The following is a 16502-nucleotide window of genomic DNA, read 5'->3' on the forward strand; positions in this document are numbered from 1 at the left end:
GAATGCAACGTATTCGACGCATGACATTCAACGCTGCGCGCTGCACTGCTCGTAAAGCAAGTCGTGCGCCATCGCCCGCGCCGCCCTTGATATTCAGGGTACCGATGTATGCGAAACGGGATTGGCTCGACGAATCCGGATCAAACGTTTCAGTGCTGAAACGCGCACCGGCCGGCCGTGAAAAATGGCGTTTTCATGGCGTCTGCCGCGCAATCGGCACGCGATGGCGACGGTCGCCGGTCGAAAAACGCGTGTCGAAGCCGGCAATCCGGCGCGTCGGTCGCCATGGTTTGCGCCAGCACCCCGAATGAATTGCCGATTGGCCATTTATCGAGCGTGACGCGCAACTGGTTTTCCCTGAATCGTCCGAACACACTTCAACGGTTTGGCCGACTGAACGCGCAAAACCAGCGGCGTTGCATGCATGAAACGTTTATCGAAGCAATTTCGAACGGCCGTGACGCGCCAGTTCAGGTGCCGTGGCCCAGCATCCATTTGCGACGGATGGTACGTTTTTAGCTTGAGAAAACCACCATCCGGTTCAGGATTTTTATCCGGTATCAGGCGAAAAAAACGACGCGGCATCCCGATTCCGAATCGGCATCCGGCCGTGCTCGTTTTCGTTCTCACGATGAATTTAATTTGCATATCAAAGGATGAAAATCATGCCTTCGCGCCGCAATCAATCTTTTCGAAACGGGTTGAGTGCCGTCGGGCTACTCGTCGCACTGGTTCCCGCGCTCGTCGTTATCGGCGCGACCCAGGAGGCGAGTGCGCAACAGACGAGCAAGTCGTCCCCCGGCAAGATCAAGCCGCCGCCGCTGCCGATCGGTTCGGCACAGGTCAACGTGAAGGCCGGCATGTCCGACGAGGATTGGGAAAAGGCATACAAGGAGACGGGGCGTCCCAAGTTCGACAGGAAGCTCGTCAAGAAAAGCAACGGCAACGTTGAACGCGACTAGGGAGAAACGGCCATGAAAAAGATCTTGATCGTCATTGCCCTGCTTGCCGGACTCGCGCAAATGACGTTGCCGGGCACGGCGCACGCGCAGGCCACCACCGCCCATACGCTCGTGCTGTACGACAACCCGCCCAACGACCCCTACTCGAAGCTCGGCCTGATGTACAGCATCATGCTGAGAAACCTGCTCGGCCACTTCAATACGACGGTCGACATGGTGCCGATACAGAACTACACGGCCGGCATGATCGGCAGCCACGATGCCACGTTCTACATCGGCGACTACTACAACAACCCGATTCCGGCGGCATTCATGAGCGACGTGATGACCGCCACGAAGACCGTCGTCTGGTTCAAGTACAACCTGTGGCAGCTCGCCTGGAACACGGCTTACACGTTCAACCAGACCTACGGGTTCAGCTTCCTGGGCCTTGCCGGGATGAACGCGACGCCGTCGTCGAGCAATCCTACCCCGGGCTTCTACGACACGGTCACGTACAAGAACCTGTCGATGGTCAAGTACTACGCGTATAACTCGTCGACCGGTGTCATCAGCGCGGACCCGGATGTCGGCCTGACCCAGGTGCTCGACACCACGAAGGCGCAGGCGCTCGTCACCATCAAGAACAGCCAGAGCGGCGCCACCACGCCGTACATCGTTCGCTCGGGCAAGCTCTGGTACTTCGCGGACGTGCCATTCTCGTACATCGGACCGACGGATCGCTACCTGGTGATCTGCGACATCCTGCACGACATCCTGCAGACCAACGCACCGGTGAATCATCGTGCGCTCGTCCGTCTGGAGGACCTCGACGCGTATACGACGACGAGTTCGATGACGACGCTGACGAATTACCTGTATTCGAAGAAGATTCCGTTCACGATGGCCACCATTCCCGTGTACACGGATCCGAACGGCTATTACAACGGCGGCGTCCCGGAAACGATCCATCTTGCGCAGGCAACGGGCCTCAAGAGCGCGCTGAACTATGCGATCGCGCACGGCGGCTCGATCGTGGTGCACGGCTATACGCACCAGTACGATTCGACGCCGAACCTTCAGAACGCGGTCAGCGGTAGCGATTACGAGTTCTGGTACGCCGTGCAGAACCGGCCGGTCGATGAGGACTCGATTCCGTGGGCGGAAGGCAGAATGGCCGACGGCATCGCCGAGTTCACGAACAACGGCTACAAGATCGTCGGCTGGGCCGCGCCGCAGTATCAGATGTCGCCGAATGCAGCGGCGGCCACCGCCGTCACGTTCCCGACGACGTTCCAGCGAGCCGTTTACTACACGTCGACCAATCCGCAACTCGGAACGGGAGCGGCCAACCAGGACTTTTCGGCCGGGCAGTTCTTCCCGTACATCATCAATTCCGATTACTACGGAGAGCGGATCATTCCGGAGAACCTGGGCAGCATCCAGTACAACATCTGCAATATCGATCCGTTCTCGTGCATCTCGTACACATGGCAGCAGCTTCTCACCAATGCGCAGTATGGCCTGGCGGTGCGGGACGGCTTCGCGTCCTTCTTCTTCCACCCGTACTGGCTCGAGCCCGATCTCAAATTGCCGGCCTACCAGGACTTCCAGAGTCTGATCACCGGCATTACGAAACTCGGCTATACGTGGGCGGACGGCACGACGGCCAAGTGACACACGTCGGCGAAAGCCTCGTGCGACCCGCTGCGGTGATGCGGGTCGCACATTTGCATGGGGTTGGCTACGATGACGCACGGGCATGCTTCCGGGGAGGCAGCGATGGTCACGTACGCCATCCAGGCCTTGCGCGGCATTCCGCAGCGTCTGGGCCGGTTCCGGCACGCAAGCCGGGCGCGCCGGCGCTCGCCCGCGCCACCCGCGCCGCACTCATCGCGGGCGGCGACGCTCGCGACCATCGGCGCGTCGCTCGTCATGGCCGCATGTAGCTGGACGCCGCACGACGTGCAGGCCGACGGCATCGTCTGGCAGGTGGACAACGCGACAACCCGTCCGGTCGGGAACTGGCAAATGCTCGGCGTCCACGATCTGTTGATCCAGTGGAGCGTCGTCGACGATACCGCGTACGTGCCCGGAACCGGTATCCGTTCCGCGCCGCACCTTCCGGACTGGGCGCGCATCGGCCGCGAACCGTGGGCCGCAAACGTCATTCTGGGCCTGGCCGGCTACCAGGACGAAAAGCGTGCGCGTACCCATCTGTCGACGCTGGCGGAGCAGTCCGCGCAGGTGGCCCGCGTGCGCGTCCCGCTGCATGTCACCGGTTACTACTTCCCGGTCGAAATCGATCCGACGTGGCAGGACGCGCCCAGGCTCGCCGAGATCCTGCAGCGACTGCCGCGGCCGCTATGGGTGAGCGTGTACGACCAGACCAATATCGGCGGAAAGGCGCTGGCCGACTGGCTCGCATCCTGGCTTCCCGCGGACGTCGGCGTGTTCTTCCAGGACGGCTGCGGCGTCTATGCGCGCGAACCCTACGTCGCGCGCACTTACGTCGACGAACTGGCCTCGCGCCTGGGGAAACGACGTGTGCGGATGATCGCGGAGGCCTTCCGGCCCGCCGAGCACGGCGGATTCCGTCCAGCCACCGCCGAGGAACTGGGCAAGCAGCTGGCGACTTACCGGGGCTACCCGGTCTATCTGTTCGATGGTCCGCACTACGTGTCGGACGATCTCACCCGCGCGCTCGTCACCGGAACGCCCGGGTCGCCGGCATCGGGGCCCGCCGCAACGACGCCCTGACGATCCTGCCGCGCCGGGCGGCAATGCGGACGGCGTGTCTCGGGCCGATCGACAGCAGATAAAAAAACGCCCCGCTCGAACGGCGGGGCGTGATGCCCGACGGACAGCCGGCGGGCAATGCGCGAGCAGGACTCGCGCGGCCGGCTTACGAACAGGCCTTGCCGTGCGACGGATGGAAGCCCTTCGCCTTCGCATCCGCTTCCGACATGTAGCTGCCGTGCTTCGTCTTGCCGTAGTACTTGTCGGTCGGGCAATGATAGACCTTGGTGCTGTCGTTGACCCACACCTTGCCCGCGCCGCCGCCTGCCGCCGCGGTCGTCGCCGGTGCGGTCTTCGCGGTTGCAGCGGCGGACGTCGAAGCCGCCATGGCAGGCGCGGCCGCGGCCGGTGCGCTGGCGGCGGCTGCCGCCGACGCGCCGTACCACGTCTTCACCCCCTTGTGACCCGCGCATGCGCCCTTCTTCGACGCGCCCGAGTAGAACGAGCCGTCCTTGCACAGGCCGGTCGTACCGGCCGGCGCGCTGGCCGGAACCTGTGCGAACGCACCGAGCGACAGCCCCATGCCGGCAGCGAGCACGGCGATCAACATCGTCTTTTTCATTTCCTCTCCTGATTTGCCTGAATGTCGACAGCGTCCCGGGCGCACCCGAGGAAAGTCGCGATTACGCGATTACCGCACCCAGCGACACACGCGGTGGTGGTGGTGATCGAAATGGCACACACGGTGCGAATGCGCTTCGGCAAGCGCCGGAACGAGAACGGCGCAAGCCAGTGCCGTGGCCGTCAGAATCTTCGCGATGCGGTTCATGGAACTCTCCCGGGTAGGTCAGCCGGTCATCCGGCTGGTATCTCCTTAACGCCGGTCGACGGATCCCGGTGTACCGCGCTTGCGCTGAATTGACGATGTTTGACATCGAATGCCTACAGTCTTTCGATGCTTTCAACGACGGGCGGGCGCGTGACGGGGGAGCGGGGAGGCTTCGCGACGAGGGATGTCATCACGCAGCAATCAGGAAAGGCATAAAAAACAGCGTGTGCCGCACGCGAGCGTCAGGCCGACGCCCATGCGGCACACATTACTGCAAGCTTACTTCAGGCGTCCCGACAGGAATTGCCCGAGGCGCTCGCTCTTCGGGCTCACCAGAATCTCCTGAGGATCGCCCTCCTCCTCGATCCTGCCCTGATGCAGGAAGATCACGTGATTCGACACGTTGCGCGCGAAACCCATTTCGTGCGTGACGACGACCATCGTGCGGCCTTCCTCGGCGAGCTTCTGCATCACCTTCAGCACTTCGCCGACCAGTTCGGGATCGAGCGCCGACGTCGGCTCGTCGAACAGCATCACCTCGGGCTCCATCGCGAGCGCCCGCGCGATCGCCACACGCTGCTGCTGGCCGCCCGACAGGTGCGACGGATACATGCTCTCGACGCGCGTCGGCAGGCCGACCTTCTCCAGGTATTTCCGGGCCCGCGCGATGGCTTCGTCCTTGCTGACGCCGAGCACGGCCATCGGTGCCTCGATGACGTTCTCGAGCACCGTCATGTGTGCCCACAGGTTGAAGTGCTGGAACACCATCGACAGCTTCGTGCGCATCCGCTGCAGCTGCTTCTGGTCGGCCACGCGCAGCGAACCGTTGCGGTCGCGCGCGGTCTGGATCGGCTCGTCGCCGATCGTGATCTGCCCCGAGCACGGCTGCTCGAGGAAGTTGATGCAGCGCAGGAACGTGCTCTTGCCGGAGCCGCTCGAGCCGATGATGCTGATCACGTCGCCGGCCTTCGCCTTCATCGACACGCCCTTCAACACCTCGTTGTCGCCGAACTTCTTGTGGAGGTTTTCAACGGTGAGCTTGTACATGCTTGGTCCTTCGTTGCGATTAGTGGCTGCGCGGCGAGAGGTACGCGAGCCAGCGCGTCTCGAGCTTGCGGAATGCCCAGATGAGCGTGAACACGACGATGGCGTACAGCACGGCCGCGACGCCGTAGGCCTGGAACGACATGTACGTCGCGGAATTGACGTCGCGCGTGACCTTCAGGATGTCGGGCACGGTCGCGGTGAACGCGAGCGTCGTCGCGTGCAGCATCAGGATCACTTCGTTGCTGTAGCTCGGCAGCGAGCGGCGCAGCGCGGACGGCAGGATGATGCGCGTATAGAGCTTGAAGCGCGACATTCCGTAGGCCATGCCGGCTTCGATCTCGCCGGCCGCCGTCGCCTTGATCGCCCCCGCGAAAATCTCAGTCGCATAGGCGCATTCGTTCAGCACGAACGCGAGCAGCGTACAGTTCATCGCGTTGCGGAAGAACGTGTCGAGCAGCACGTGGTTGTGCACGACCTGCAGGCTGTAGATGCCGGTGTAGCACATCAGCAACTGCACGTAGAGCGGCGTGCCGCGGAACACGTACGTATAGAGCCACACCGGGCCGGAGATCCAGCGGTTCGACGACGCGCGCGCGATCGCGAGCGGCACGGCCAGCGCGAAGCCGAGCACGATCGACACGACCAGCAGCCACAGCGTGATCGCGAGGCCGCTGAAGCGGTAGCCGTCGGTGTACAGATAGTTTTGCCAGTACTGGCTGATGATTTCGATCACAGTGCGAGCCTCCGGACGCCGACGGAATAACGCTTCTCGAGGTGATGCAGCACGACGTTCGACACCGTCGTGATCGCGAGGTAGATCGCGCCGGCCGCGAGCGTGAAGAAGAAGAAATCGAGCGTGCTCTTGCCGGCGTCCTGCGACGCCTTCACCACGTCGGCAAGGCCGATGATCGACACCAGCGCGGTGGCCTTCACGAGCACCTGCCAGTTGTTGCCGATGCCCGGCAGCGCGAAGCGCATCATCTGCGGGAACAGGATCCGGTGGAACACGCGCCAGCCGCTCATCCCGTACGCGAAGCCCGCTTCGAGCTGACCGCGCGGCACCGCGAGGAACGCGCCGCGGAACGTCTCGGTGAAGTACGCGCCGTAGATGAAGCCGAGCGTGATCACGCCTGCGACGAACGGATCGATGTCGATCTGATCCCAGCCCAGCATGTCGGTCACGTTGTTCAGCAGGATCTGGATCCCGTAGAACAGCAGCAGCATCAGCACGAGGTCGGGCACTGCGCGGATCAGCGTCGTGTAGAACGTGCCGAGCGATTTCAGCACGCGGTTGGTCGACAGTTTCGCGGCAGCGCCGGCGAGGCCCAGTATGAGCGACGCGGCCAGCGACAACACCGCGAGCTTCACGGTCTCGACCGTGCCGGCCCACAGCAGCGGGCCAAATCCTTGGAAGATCATGTAAGGGATCCAGAGCGAGGTGGCTGGATTGTCAATAGCCATTAACTACGCATCAAACGATATCTGCGCACTACCTGATGCCGTCCGCTCATCAAGCCAGACGCATCATGCGAAGCAAGTGGCACCCGGAAACTGGCGCGGCGCGTCGCAGCCGATGCGCGCCGCATCGACGATCAGCCGCCGTAGACGTCGAACGCGAAGTACTTCTTCTCGAGCTTCTTGTACGTGCCGTCCTTCAGCATGCCGGCGATGGCTGCGTCGATCTTCGCCTTCAGGTCGGCGTCATCCTTGCGCAACCCGATGCCGGCGCCGTTGCCGAGCGTCTTCGGATCGTTGATGTCGCCGCCCGCGAACTGGAAGTTCGCGCCGCGCGGCGTCTTCAGGAAGCCGAGATCGGCCTGCACCGCGTCCTGCAGCGCGGCGTCGAGGCGGCCGGACATCAGGTCCTGGTACACGCCGTCCTGGTTCTGGTACGGCACGACCTGCACGCCCTTCGGCGCCCAGTAGGTCTTCGCGTAGGTTTCCTGGATCGTGCCCTGCTCGACGCCGACCGACTTGCCTTTCAGCGATTCGGCCGTCGGCTGGAGATTCGAGCCCTTCTTCTCGACGAGGCGCGTCGGCGTGTTGAACAGCTTGTCGGAGAACGCGATCTGCTCGGCGCGCGCCGGCGTCATCGACATCGACGACAGCACGCCGTCGAACTTCTTCGCCTTCAGCGCCGGGATCATCCCGTCGAAGTCGTTCTCGATCCACACGCATTTCGCTTTCAGGCGCGCGCAGATTTCGTTGCCGAGATCGACGTCGAAGCCGACGACCTTGCCGCTTGCATCCTTCGATTCGAACGGCGGATAGCTGGCGTCGACGCCGAACCGGATCGTCGACCAATCCTTGGCGTGGGCACCGACCGCGAGGCAGGCAAGGGCAATACTGAGCGCGAGTTTCTTCATGGCGTTCCTGTCATAGGCGAACTGGGCACGGGTCCCGCCGGGCGTCGCCGCCGTGAACCCTTCCAACCCGGGAGCCGTCCGTTTGACCGCACCCAAGTTGTACATACAACTTTGCCTTTTCCTGCCCGATGCCAGCAATCCGTGTTTATCTCTAATTGTCGGCGGATTATTGCCGTGGGTCGCGAATATCCTTGAATTTCAATTAATTAACGCTTACGCAGCGCTGAATTTTTGCTTTCTCGATGCGTAAGCAGCCAGCGGCACGACCGGAAAACCTGTCTATACCTGCCGGGGCGGGACGATCGTTTCCAGACCGACCAGCCGGTAGCCGAACTGCAATTCCGTCAGCAAGCGGCGCAGGCCGGCCGGCACGGGCTCGAGTTTCTGCCGCCGGTTCGTCATGTACACGCGCACGTGCTTCGCGGCGTTGTCGGTCAGGTTCATCAGCGCGCGAGCGCCATCGCGATCGACGAGCACCGCGTGTCGATCGGGCGGCGATCGTCGGGGATGGTCTGCACCAGCTGCGTGTCCGGCATGAGCGCGACGCGCGCCCCGAGCAGCGGCGGCGATCGTGTCGGCGCAGGTCGCCGAGAACTGGCCGGTCGCGAGCGCGACCGCGAGCATCCGCATGAACGTGAACACGTATCGCGGATCGGATACCGCGAACGACAACCTCGGTTCGACGAAGAGGAAATCGAAGCAGCCGGCGCAGACGAACCCGGCCCATGTGCCGGCCAGCCGGCCGAACCGCAATGCGATCACGACGACGGTCATCAGGAACAGCATCGCGACGCTCGGCATCCGGCATCGGTTTTGCCGCCACGCGGCACGCCGCTGTCCGACCGCCCTGCGCAATCCCGCATGGACGCGCACCGGCCGAACAGGGATCATTCACGGACTCCGGGCCTGCACGCCCACGAAACCGGTACACTCGGCGCCGGGCGCGCACCGGATCGGCATTCGGCGGCGGGCCGATGCCGACTCTGAAACCGTGATCCCATGACCACACCGATCTATCAGGAAATCAAGGACTTCATCCTCGCGCGCATTCATGCCGGCGAATGGGCGGAAGGCGACCAGGTACCGTCGGAGAACGAGCTCGCGCGCGAATTCAACGTCGCGCGAATGACGGTCAACCGCGCGCTGCGCGAGTTGACGGCCGAGCAAGTGCTCACGCGCACGCGCGGCTCCGGCACGTACGTCGCGTCACCGAAATACGAATCGACGCTGGTCGCGATCCGCAGCATCTCGGACGAAGTCGCCGCGCGCGGCCACCGCTATCGCGCGCAGGTGCTGGAAGTCGGCGCGGCCATCGCCGATGCGAAGCTCGCCGACGAACTGCAGCTCGACACCGGCAGCGCGATCTTCCATTCGCGCGTGCTGCACTTCGAAAACGACACGCCCGTGCAGCTCGAGGAACGCTGGGTGAATCCGGCCTGCGCGCCCGAATACGCGTTGCAGGACTTCACGACGACGACGCCGAACCAGTATCTGACGCGCGTCGCGCCGCTGCAGCGTGTCGAATACCGGATCGAGGCCGCGATGCCCGATACGGAAACGCGTCGCCACCTGACGATGGACGAGCGCGAGCCGTGCCTGTTGCTGCATCGGCGCACGTGGTCGCAGGGGATGGTCGCGGCGGTCGCCAATCTTTGGCACCCGGGCAGCCGCTATCGGTTCACCGGGCATTTCTGACCCAGGCGGGGAGCACGGGAAGCCGCGGCTGGCGCGTCAGCGCGCGCCGGAGCGCACACCGCATGCGTGTGGCAACAGCTGATCGCGGCCGGCCGGCAAACCGGAGAGCTGGACGCGACGCTATCGGCCGGCCGGCTCGCGACGTGGTTCCATCACCTGTATCTCGCAGCGATGCTGCGCCGGCTGACCATACCGGGGTTGTCGCTGAAACGGGATTTCCAGTCGATTGCGAAGCCGTTCGTCGAAGGCGCACACGCGAAAACCTGAGCGGCCGCCGCGGGCGCGCGGCGCTTCGCGCCTGCCGGCCATTGCGTCTCGTCGAGCAGCCGGTCGAACAGCCGCGCGCGCTTGTCGGCCGACAGCGGACACAGCCCGAACATCGCCGATAGCGCGATACCCCACGCCGCCTTCCACCGCAGCAGCGCCAGATCGGGATCGTCGGATTCGGCGGCGATGCGCTGCACGTTCTTCGCATCGGCTTCGCGAACCTTCTGCAACGGCTCGGTATCCTCGACGAGCGCGGCCATGATCGCGAGCGCCGCCGATGGCTGCGGGTCGATCGCCTCGCGCATCGTCGCGATCTGTGCGGACAGCGTCGGCCGGGCTTCGTCCGGATCGCGCGTGGCCAGGTAATCGCGCTGAAGGCATTCGTAGGATTCCTTCTGATGTACCATCAACGCATTCAGCACGTCGTCTTTCGTTTCGTGCGGAACTGGTGCGGCGGGCGGCGTCGGCCTGCAACTCGACGCGGGCGGGATGAAGCTCGGCACGCCGTCGCTCGCCGCGATGCTTGCCGGCGGCCTCGCATTCGCGGTGCCGCCCGGACGCACGACCATCGTCGCGGCGCACGACGGGGCGCGTTTTCGCGTGGCCGACGATGAAATCGATGCGATGCGCACGCCCAACGCACCAGCGGCTCCGGTCGTCATGCGGTTCGACCGCTCGCTGCGCGGCCTCGACGTGGGCGCGCCGGTGGATTTTCGCGGCATCGAGCTCGGCACCGTGACGGCCGTCGGCACGGAATACGATGCGCGGCGCGGCAGCGTCACGATGCGCGTGACGATGGCGCTCTATCCCGATCGCCTCGGGCAGCGCTACCGCGACGTACTCGGCAACGGCGACACCGATGCCGGCAAGGCGCTGCTGCGCACGCTCGTCGCGCGCGGCTTGCGCGGGCAATTGCGCGTCGGCAACCTGATTGCAAACCGGTCGTCCGTCGCGCTCGACATGTTCCCGAACGCGCCGCCTGCGTCGGTCGACACCGATCGGCTACCGATCGCACTGCCGACCGTTCCCGGCACGCTAGACGTGCTGCGCGTCCAAATTGCCGACATCGCCGGCACACTTGCCCGCTTGCCGCTCGATCGCATGGGGGCGCGTGTCAACGCGGCGCTCGTGAGCACCGGTGCGCTGTTCGCGCAACTCGACACCGAACTCGCACCACAGACGCGCGACACGCTCGGTGCTGCGCGACGCGCATTCACGAGCGCGCAGGCGATACTGGGGCAGGAGGATGCGTCCGCATCCAGTGTGCGCCGCGCGCTCGCGCAATTCACGCGAACGTCGAGCGCGCTGCGTGCGCTGGCCGGTGATCTGGCGCGACATCCGGAGTGGCTGCTGCGCGGCGTCGCGCACGATACGCCACTGGCCGGCCCGCCGCGTGCAAACGGCGACGGCCATTGATTGCATCGTGCGATGCGCACGCATTTTTGCAACGAATGCACGTACGGGATGCCAAATTTCCCGAGCCGCAGTATGCTGGTGTCGTACGGCACGCACGATACATCGGGCAATCCCCTAGTCCGCACGTCGCTGCGCCGCCGTCGAGACCGCAATCATGCATTGCAAGGAGGGATTCGTGATGGCTACCACGCATCAGCACTTCCACCTCGAACTACGGCACGCCACCGCGCCGACGTACTTCATCAGCTACCTGTTTCCCGCCTTGCTGTTCGCTTACGAACTGCTGCGCGTCGGCCAGTGGATCCGCGATCACGGGATGCAATTCGCCGCGTTCAAGCAGATGGGTTACGAGTATCTGCTGATGCTGCTGTTCGTCGGGTTGCAGATCGTCATCGAAGCGATCTTCCTGCTCGGCGCCGCGATGCGCCGGGATCATCGCGATTTCGAGCATCGCCTGCCGAACGTGATCCTCGGCATCGGCTGCTCGATCGCGCTGCTCGCGGTCGACCTCGCGATCCAGCTGTCGTTCTGACAGCCGGCGGGCCCGCCCCGCCGGTCGTAGTGGCGCTCAGGCGCCCGCGTCGCGCAGGAACGTCGCGACGGCTGCCAGCACGTCGTCGGTTCGCTCGCGGTGCGGCATGTGTCCGCACCCGTTGAGCAGCAGGAACGACGACGGCCCGGCCACGCGTGCGGCGATTCGCTTCGGATGCACGTCCGAGCCGTATTCGTCCTGCTCGCCGTGAATCGCGAGTGTCGCGCAGCGTACGCGCGGCAGTTCGTCGTCGAGATTCCAGTCGCGAAACGCCGGCGACAGCCACGTGTCGACCCACGCGCGCAGCACCCACTCGGCCTTGTCGCCGTGATAGCGCGCGAGCCGGTCGAGCTGGCCCGGCGCACCGAACTGCTCGCCCGCTTCGCGAATGCCGTCGATCGTGCGATCTTCGACGAATGCCTGCGCGGCGACGGTCACCAGTGCACGGCAACGCGCCGGGTGCGCGGCCGCGCACCCGACCGCCATGCCGCCGCCGACGCTGTGCCCGAACGCGACGAACGCATCCACGCCGAACTGCTCGAGCAATGCATGAAACCCGTGGTCGGCTTCGTCGCGCACGAACGTCGTGCCGAGCTGGCCCGGATGACGATCCGAGCGGCCGAAGCCGAGCCGGTCGTACGCGATCACGTCGCGTTGCGTCGCGTGTGCCAGTTGCCCGGGGAAATCGCGCCATAGTTCGACGCAGCCGAGCGAATCGTGCAGCAGCACGATCGGCGCGGCCGGCATAGGCGCGGCCGGCATAGGCGCGGCCGCGTCCACCGCGGCAGTCCCTCGCCAGCGCTGCGCGAAGAGACGCCCCTGCGGCGTCTCGACAAAAGTCTCCTCGGTCACGATATCGGTCATCTGTCTGTCGTCGTTCCGCATGAAAACGGCGGCACACCGGCGTGCCGCATCGAATGCCGACGATGGTGGCTCGGCGCCGCGCGCCGCGTCAAGCAAGCCCCCATCGGGCGCCCGCTCATTCGGGCTGCGGCGGCAGGTATTCCATCTGCGACTCGTCGTACAGCCGGTAGATCAGCGCCTGTATCGCGCGAATGTCCTCCGACTCGTCGAGCATCCGCATGCTCATGATGATCGGCGACACGAGGTTCGGGTCGTCGAGCGGCTTGTAGCTGATGTCGTCGCGCTTCAGGCCGTACACGCTGTGCGGCACGACCGATACGCCCTCGCCCATCGCGACGAGTCCGAGCGCGATCTGCAGTTCGCGCGTCTCGTAGATGCGCCGCGGCTGCAGCGCGCGATCGTGGAATGCCGCGAGCACCTGGTCCGCATAGCTCGGACGCGGCGCCTTCGGAAAGATGATCAGCGTGTCGTTCACGAGATCGTGCAGCGACAGCACCGACTTCGCGCCGTCCAGCGGATGGCCGACCGGCAGCGCGACGATCATCCGCTCCTCGCGCAGCACGACGCGCCGCACGCTCGGATCCTCGTGGCGGATTCGCCCGAATCCGACGTCGATGCGCCCTTCCTTCAGCGCCTTGATCTGGTCCATCGTCGACATCTCGTGCAGGCTCAGCTCGACGGCCGGATACTCGCTGCGAAAGCGCCGGATGATCTTCGGCAGCATTCCGTACAGTGTCGAGCCGACGAAGCCGACCGACATGCTGCGCTCGATCTTGCCGACCCGCTTCGTCATCGATTCGAGCTCGGTCGTCTGCGCAAGCAGTTGCACCGCGTGCGAATAGAAGAAGCGCCCTGCGTCGGTCAGCTTCAGCGGCCGCGCGTTGCGCTCGAACAGCGGCACGCCGAGCTCCTCCTCGAGCTGCTGGATCTGCCGGCTCAGCGGCGGCTGCGCGATGTGCAGCCGCTCGGCCGCCCGCGTGAAATTCCGCTCCTCGGCAACCGCGACGAAGTAGCGGAGGTGTCTCAACTCCATTTTCGGTTCCTCCCCGGACAGGCACCGGACGTTCAACCGGCAGCGCGCGGGCCGCGCGCGCGCCGTTCGTCCCGTGATGGCCTGTCCCGATCCCGTGACGATACCTCAGCCGGCGTCGATACCGGTTCGAGCCGCGTCGCGCAAAACAAAACGGGAAGCCGCCAGGCTTCCCGTTTCTTCATCGACGCTGCGTGGCGGCCTCGTCGCAACCGCGCGTCATGCCTCGGTCGCGTATAGCGCGTCGCGCTGCGCGTCGCTCAGCGAATCGAGCGGCACGTCCGGCAGCCGATAGCAGATCATCGCGCCGTACAGCTCGGCCAGGCAGTTGCTGCCGGCGTCCAGCGCGTAGCCGTCCTCGCCGTCCGGGGCGGGCGGATACACTTCGCGCCACGCGTTGATCGCGGCTTCGATTCGCACGATGGAAACGGGTCCGGCCTTCCGCTCGGCGGGTGATGCGCTCATGGATTCCTCTGGGTTGCGCGCTCCGCGGGCCGTGCCGGCCCCGACGAAACGATGAAAACGCCGGGCGCCGCCGGCCGTCGCAGGCTGCGCGCACGCCGGATGCCGATCCGCGCCGCGCTCGTCGCGCCGGCCGGGCCGCAGCCCGGTAGGGTCGGGAAATATAACCGGCTTTGACCCCGTGCAGGCGAAAGCCGACAAAAAAAGCGGATTCGGCAAGAACGGACGCACCAAAGAGAAAAAACGGGAAGCCCGCAGGCTTCCCGTTTCGTCGGATATCGCGTGGCGGCGTGCCGCGCCCGCATCAGCCGGCGGTTTCGCGGTTCGTCACGCGCGGTGCTTGTGCGCCGCGATTCGCAGCCACCCACGGCGCAATCTCCATGTCCTCGTAGCGCACGAAGCGGCTCTTGTTCATGAACCGGTAGCCGAGCCATACGACGAGGAACAGCGGAATGCCGACGTAGGTCGCGGCCACGCCGGCCCAGTCGATCCGGTTCGCGAGGAACGCCTGATAGTCCTGCCCCAGCGCGATCACGAGACACAGCACGAACGCGAACAGCGGGCCGAACGGGAACCACTTCGACTGGTACGGCAACTGGTCGACCGAGTAGCCCTGCTTCACGTAACCCTTGCGGAACCGGTAATGGCTGATCGCGATGCCGAGCCACGCGATGAAGCCCGTCATCCCCGACGTGTTCAGCAGCCACAGGTACACCGTCTTGTCGCCGTACAGCGACGTGAAGAAGCACAGCGCGCCGACGGCCGTCGTCGCGTACAGCGCATTGCGCGGCACGCCGCCCGGCGACAGCTTCGCGAACAACTTCGGCGCGCGGCCTTCGGTCGCGAGGTTGTAGAGCATCCGCGTCGACGCGTACATGCCCGAGTTGCCGGCCGACAGCACGGCGGTCAGGATCACCGCGTTCATCACGCCGGCCGCGAACGCGAGGCCGGCATGGCGGAACACCAGCGTGAACGGGCTCACGCCGATGTCGGTCACGTCGCTCTTCAGCAGGTTCGGGTCGGTGTACGGAATCAGCACGCCGATCACGAAGATCGCGAGCACGTAGAACAGCAGGATCCGCCAGAACACCTGGCGCACCGCGCGCGGGATCGTCGTGCGCGGGTTTTCCGACTCGCCGGCCGCGACGCCGATCAGCTCCGTGCCCTGGAACGAGAAACCCGCGATCATCGCGACGCCCATCATCGCCGGCAGGCCGCCCGCGAACGGCGCGTCGCCGATCGTCAGGTTGCCCCAGCCGTTGCCGGGCGCGCCCTTCAGAATGCCGAAGATCATCAGCAGGCCGACGCCGATGAACGCGACCACGGTGACGACCTTGATCAGCGCGAACCAGTATTCGGCCTCGCCGAAGCCGCGCACGGTCAGCGCGTTGAGCAGGAACATCACGCCGAGGAACGCGGCGCTCCACCAGACGCCCGGCACGTTCGGGAACCAGTAGTGCATCACGAGCTGCGCGGCGACGAGTTCCACCGCGATCGTCACGGCCCAGTTGTACCAGTAGTTCCAGCCGAGCGCGAAGCCGAAGCCTTCGTCGACGTATTTCGCGCCGTAGGTCGCGAACGAGCCCGATACCGGCATGAACGCGGCCATTTCGCCGAGACTCGTCATCAGGAAGTACACCATCAGGCCGATCAGCATGTACGCGACCATCGCGCCGCCGGGGCCGGCCTGCGAGATCGACGCGCCGGACGCGACGAACAGGCCCGTGCCGATCGAGCCGCCGATGGCGATCATCGTCAGGTGGCGCGCCTTCAGCGCGCGATGAAGCTTGGGTGGGTTCGCGGACGAACCGGGTTGGTCGGAATTCGGGATTGCGGACATAAACGAGACGAACGTTGAGCGGGCCGGCATCCGGGGCCGGCGCATGCGGTATCGGGGCGCGATGCGCCACCTGCCGTGCATTCGATGCGGCCCCGATACGCGTTGCGCGCCGGGTGCCTGCGGCGAAGCGCGGATTCTACCTGATTCGTCATGGCGACAGCTCTGGTCAGAACGCACCGCCACCGCATGCAGACGCCGCAGAATCAACGAGTTGGATGCGGCTCGGCCCCGGCGCATCGATCGCCGCCGCCGGTCGGGTCGAACGGCCGTGGCCGTCGGCAGGTGATCCGGCATGCCGAACCGCGCAATGCGCGGAAAGCGCGGAACACATTTCCGATACGCGTTAAAACGACAAATCGGCAGGCTCGCCCGCCAATATTCAGACAAAAACCTCGATACGGTAATTGATTCAAATCAAACCGAATACGCGCGAGGCAGTAATGATGCGTAACGGACCAGAATCGCCATTCGGGC

18 protein-coding genes and 2 pseudogenes are annotated in these 16502 nt (G+C 64.9%); 8 read left to right on the forward strand and 12 right to left on the reverse strand.

The features are described 5' to 3' along the window. The first annotated feature begins 20 nt into the window (after positions 1 to 20). From J7024_RS18095 to J7024_RS18110, 4 genes are all read left to right on the forward strand, one after another. Positions 21 to 311, forward strand: a complete 291-nt coding sequence (locus J7024_RS18095) for a hypothetical protein (RefSeq protein WP_175770063.1) — start codon at positions 21 to 23, stop codon at positions 309 to 311. A 390-nt stretch (positions 312 to 701) separates the two neighbouring features. Then, complete coding sequence (locus J7024_RS18100; RefSeq protein ID WP_234745341.1) at positions 702 to 962, forward strand: hypothetical protein; 261 nt, start codon at positions 702 to 704, stop codon at positions 960 to 962. Between the two features lie 12 nt (positions 963 to 974). Next, the gene (locus tag J7024_RS18105; RefSeq protein ID WP_124830526.1) at positions 975 to 2618 is read left to right on the forward strand and encodes a DUF2334 domain-containing protein; all 1644 of its coding nucleotides are present in this window, start codon (positions 975 to 977) and stop codon (positions 2616 to 2618) included. A gap of 105 nt (positions 2619 to 2723) precedes the next feature. Then, positions 2724 to 3701, forward strand: a complete 978-nt coding sequence (locus J7024_RS18110; protein ID WP_124830525.1) for a hypothetical protein — start codon at positions 2724 to 2726, stop codon at positions 3699 to 3701. Between the two features lie 145 nt (positions 3702 to 3846). On the opposite strand, the gene J7024_RS18115 is transcribed toward J7024_RS18110, so the two are convergent. The 7 genes from J7024_RS18115 to J7024_RS18145 form a co-directional block, all read right to left on the reverse strand. Beyond that, complete coding sequence (locus J7024_RS18115; RefSeq protein ID WP_124830524.1) at positions 3847 to 4302, reverse strand: DUF3761 domain-containing protein; 456 nt, start codon at positions 4300 to 4302, stop codon at positions 3847 to 3849. Positions 4303 to 4371: 69 nt separating this feature from the next. Further along, positions 4372 to 4509, reverse strand: a complete 138-nt coding sequence (locus J7024_RS18120; protein WP_006488624.1) for an HHHH-motif protein — start codon at positions 4507 to 4509, stop codon at positions 4372 to 4374. 279 nt (positions 4510 to 4788) lie between these two features. Further along, entirely contained in the window at positions 4789 to 5556 is a 768-nt protein-coding gene (locus J7024_RS18125; protein ID WP_124830523.1) for an ABC transporter ATP-binding protein, read from the reverse strand. 19 nt (positions 5557 to 5575) lie between these two features. Beyond that, positions 5576 to 6289 (reverse strand): ABC transporter permease, encoded by a 714-nt coding sequence (locus J7024_RS18130; RefSeq protein ID WP_124830522.1) that lies wholly within the window; start codon positions 6287 to 6289, stop codon positions 5576 to 5578. Continuing rightward, the gene (locus J7024_RS18135) at positions 6286 to 6975 is read right to left on the reverse strand and encodes an ABC transporter permease (protein WP_124830521.1); all 690 of its coding nucleotides are present in this window, start codon (positions 6973 to 6975) and stop codon (positions 6286 to 6288) included. Before J7024_RS18135 ends, J7024_RS18130 begins: the two co-directional genes overlap by 4 nt. Before the next feature lie 173 nt (positions 6976 to 7148). Then, positions 7149 to 7922: an ABC transporter substrate-binding protein gene (locus tag J7024_RS18140; RefSeq protein WP_124830520.1), complete on the reverse strand. Its 774-nt coding sequence runs from the start codon at positions 7920 to 7922 to the stop codon at positions 7149 to 7151. A 279-nt stretch (positions 7923 to 8201) separates the two neighbouring features. Continuing rightward, on the reverse strand, positions 8202 to 8708 hold the full coding sequence (locus J7024_RS18145; protein WP_234745342.1) for a DUF4118 domain-containing protein: 507 nt from the start codon (positions 8706 to 8708) through the stop codon (positions 8202 to 8204). A gap of 213 nt (positions 8709 to 8921) precedes the next feature. On the opposite strand from J7024_RS18145, the gene hutC reads away from it, so the two are divergent. Together hutC and J7024_RS18155 are read left to right on the forward strand one after the other, a co-directional pair. Beyond that, positions 8922 to 9617 carry a histidine utilization repressor gene (gene hutC / locus J7024_RS18150; RefSeq protein ID WP_124830519.1) on the forward strand — a complete coding sequence of 232 codons (696 nt, stop codon included), beginning with the start codon at positions 8922 to 8924 and terminating at the stop codon, positions 9615 to 9617. 48 nt (positions 9618 to 9665) lie between these two features. Then, positions 9666 to 9884, forward strand: a pseudogene (locus J7024_RS18155) (TetR/AcrR family transcriptional regulator); the annotation flags it as partial. A gap of 56 nt (positions 9885 to 9940) precedes the next feature. On the opposite strand, the pseudogene J7024_RS37175 reads toward J7024_RS18155, so the two are convergent. Then, positions 9941 to 10453 (reverse strand): annotated as a pseudogene (locus tag J7024_RS37175) (hypothetical protein); the annotation flags it as partial. Between J7024_RS37175 and J7024_RS18165 the strand changes: the two are divergent. Next, on the forward strand, positions 10374 to 11300 hold the full coding sequence (locus J7024_RS18165) for an MlaD family protein (protein WP_175750694.1): 927 nt from the start codon (positions 10374 to 10376) through the stop codon (positions 11298 to 11300). The pseudogene J7024_RS37175 and the gene J7024_RS18165 overlap by 80 nt on opposite strands. A 178-nt stretch (positions 11301 to 11478) precedes the next feature. Continuing rightward, complete coding sequence (locus tag J7024_RS18170) at positions 11479 to 11832, forward strand: hypothetical protein (protein ID WP_096505674.1); 354 nt, start codon at positions 11479 to 11481, stop codon at positions 11830 to 11832. Positions 11833 to 11868: 36 nt separating this feature from the next. Here the strand turns inward: J7024_RS18170 and J7024_RS18175 are convergent, their stop codons facing one another. The 4 genes from J7024_RS18175 to J7024_RS18190 all read right to left on the reverse strand — a co-directional run bounded on the left by J7024_RS18175 (position 11869) and on the right by J7024_RS18190 (position 16028). Further along, a complete protein-coding gene (locus tag J7024_RS18175; RefSeq protein ID WP_175760280.1) occupies positions 11869 to 12696 on the reverse strand; it encodes an alpha/beta fold hydrolase in 828 nt (275 codons plus the stop codon). Between the two features lie 115 nt (positions 12697 to 12811). Further along, positions 12812 to 13729, reverse strand: a complete 918-nt coding sequence (locus J7024_RS18180) for a LysR family transcriptional regulator (protein WP_124830516.1) — start codon at positions 13727 to 13729, stop codon at positions 12812 to 12814. 216 nt (positions 13730 to 13945) lie between these two features. Then, positions 13946 to 14191 (reverse strand): DUF3717 domain-containing protein, encoded by a 246-nt coding sequence (locus J7024_RS18185; protein ID WP_006761486.1) that lies wholly within the window; start codon positions 14189 to 14191, stop codon positions 13946 to 13948. Positions 14192 to 14492: 301 nt separating this feature from the next. Then, positions 14493 to 16028, reverse strand: coding sequence for an amino acid permease (locus tag J7024_RS18190; RefSeq protein WP_124830515.1), 1536 nt, complete (start codon positions 16026 to 16028; stop codon positions 14493 to 14495). Positions 16029 to 16502: the final 474 nt, after the last annotated feature.

It is taken from the genome of Burkholderia sp. WTPI3 (assembly GCF_021483755.1).
Lineage (GTDB): Bacteria > Pseudomonadota > Gammaproteobacteria > Burkholderiales > Burkholderiaceae > Burkholderia.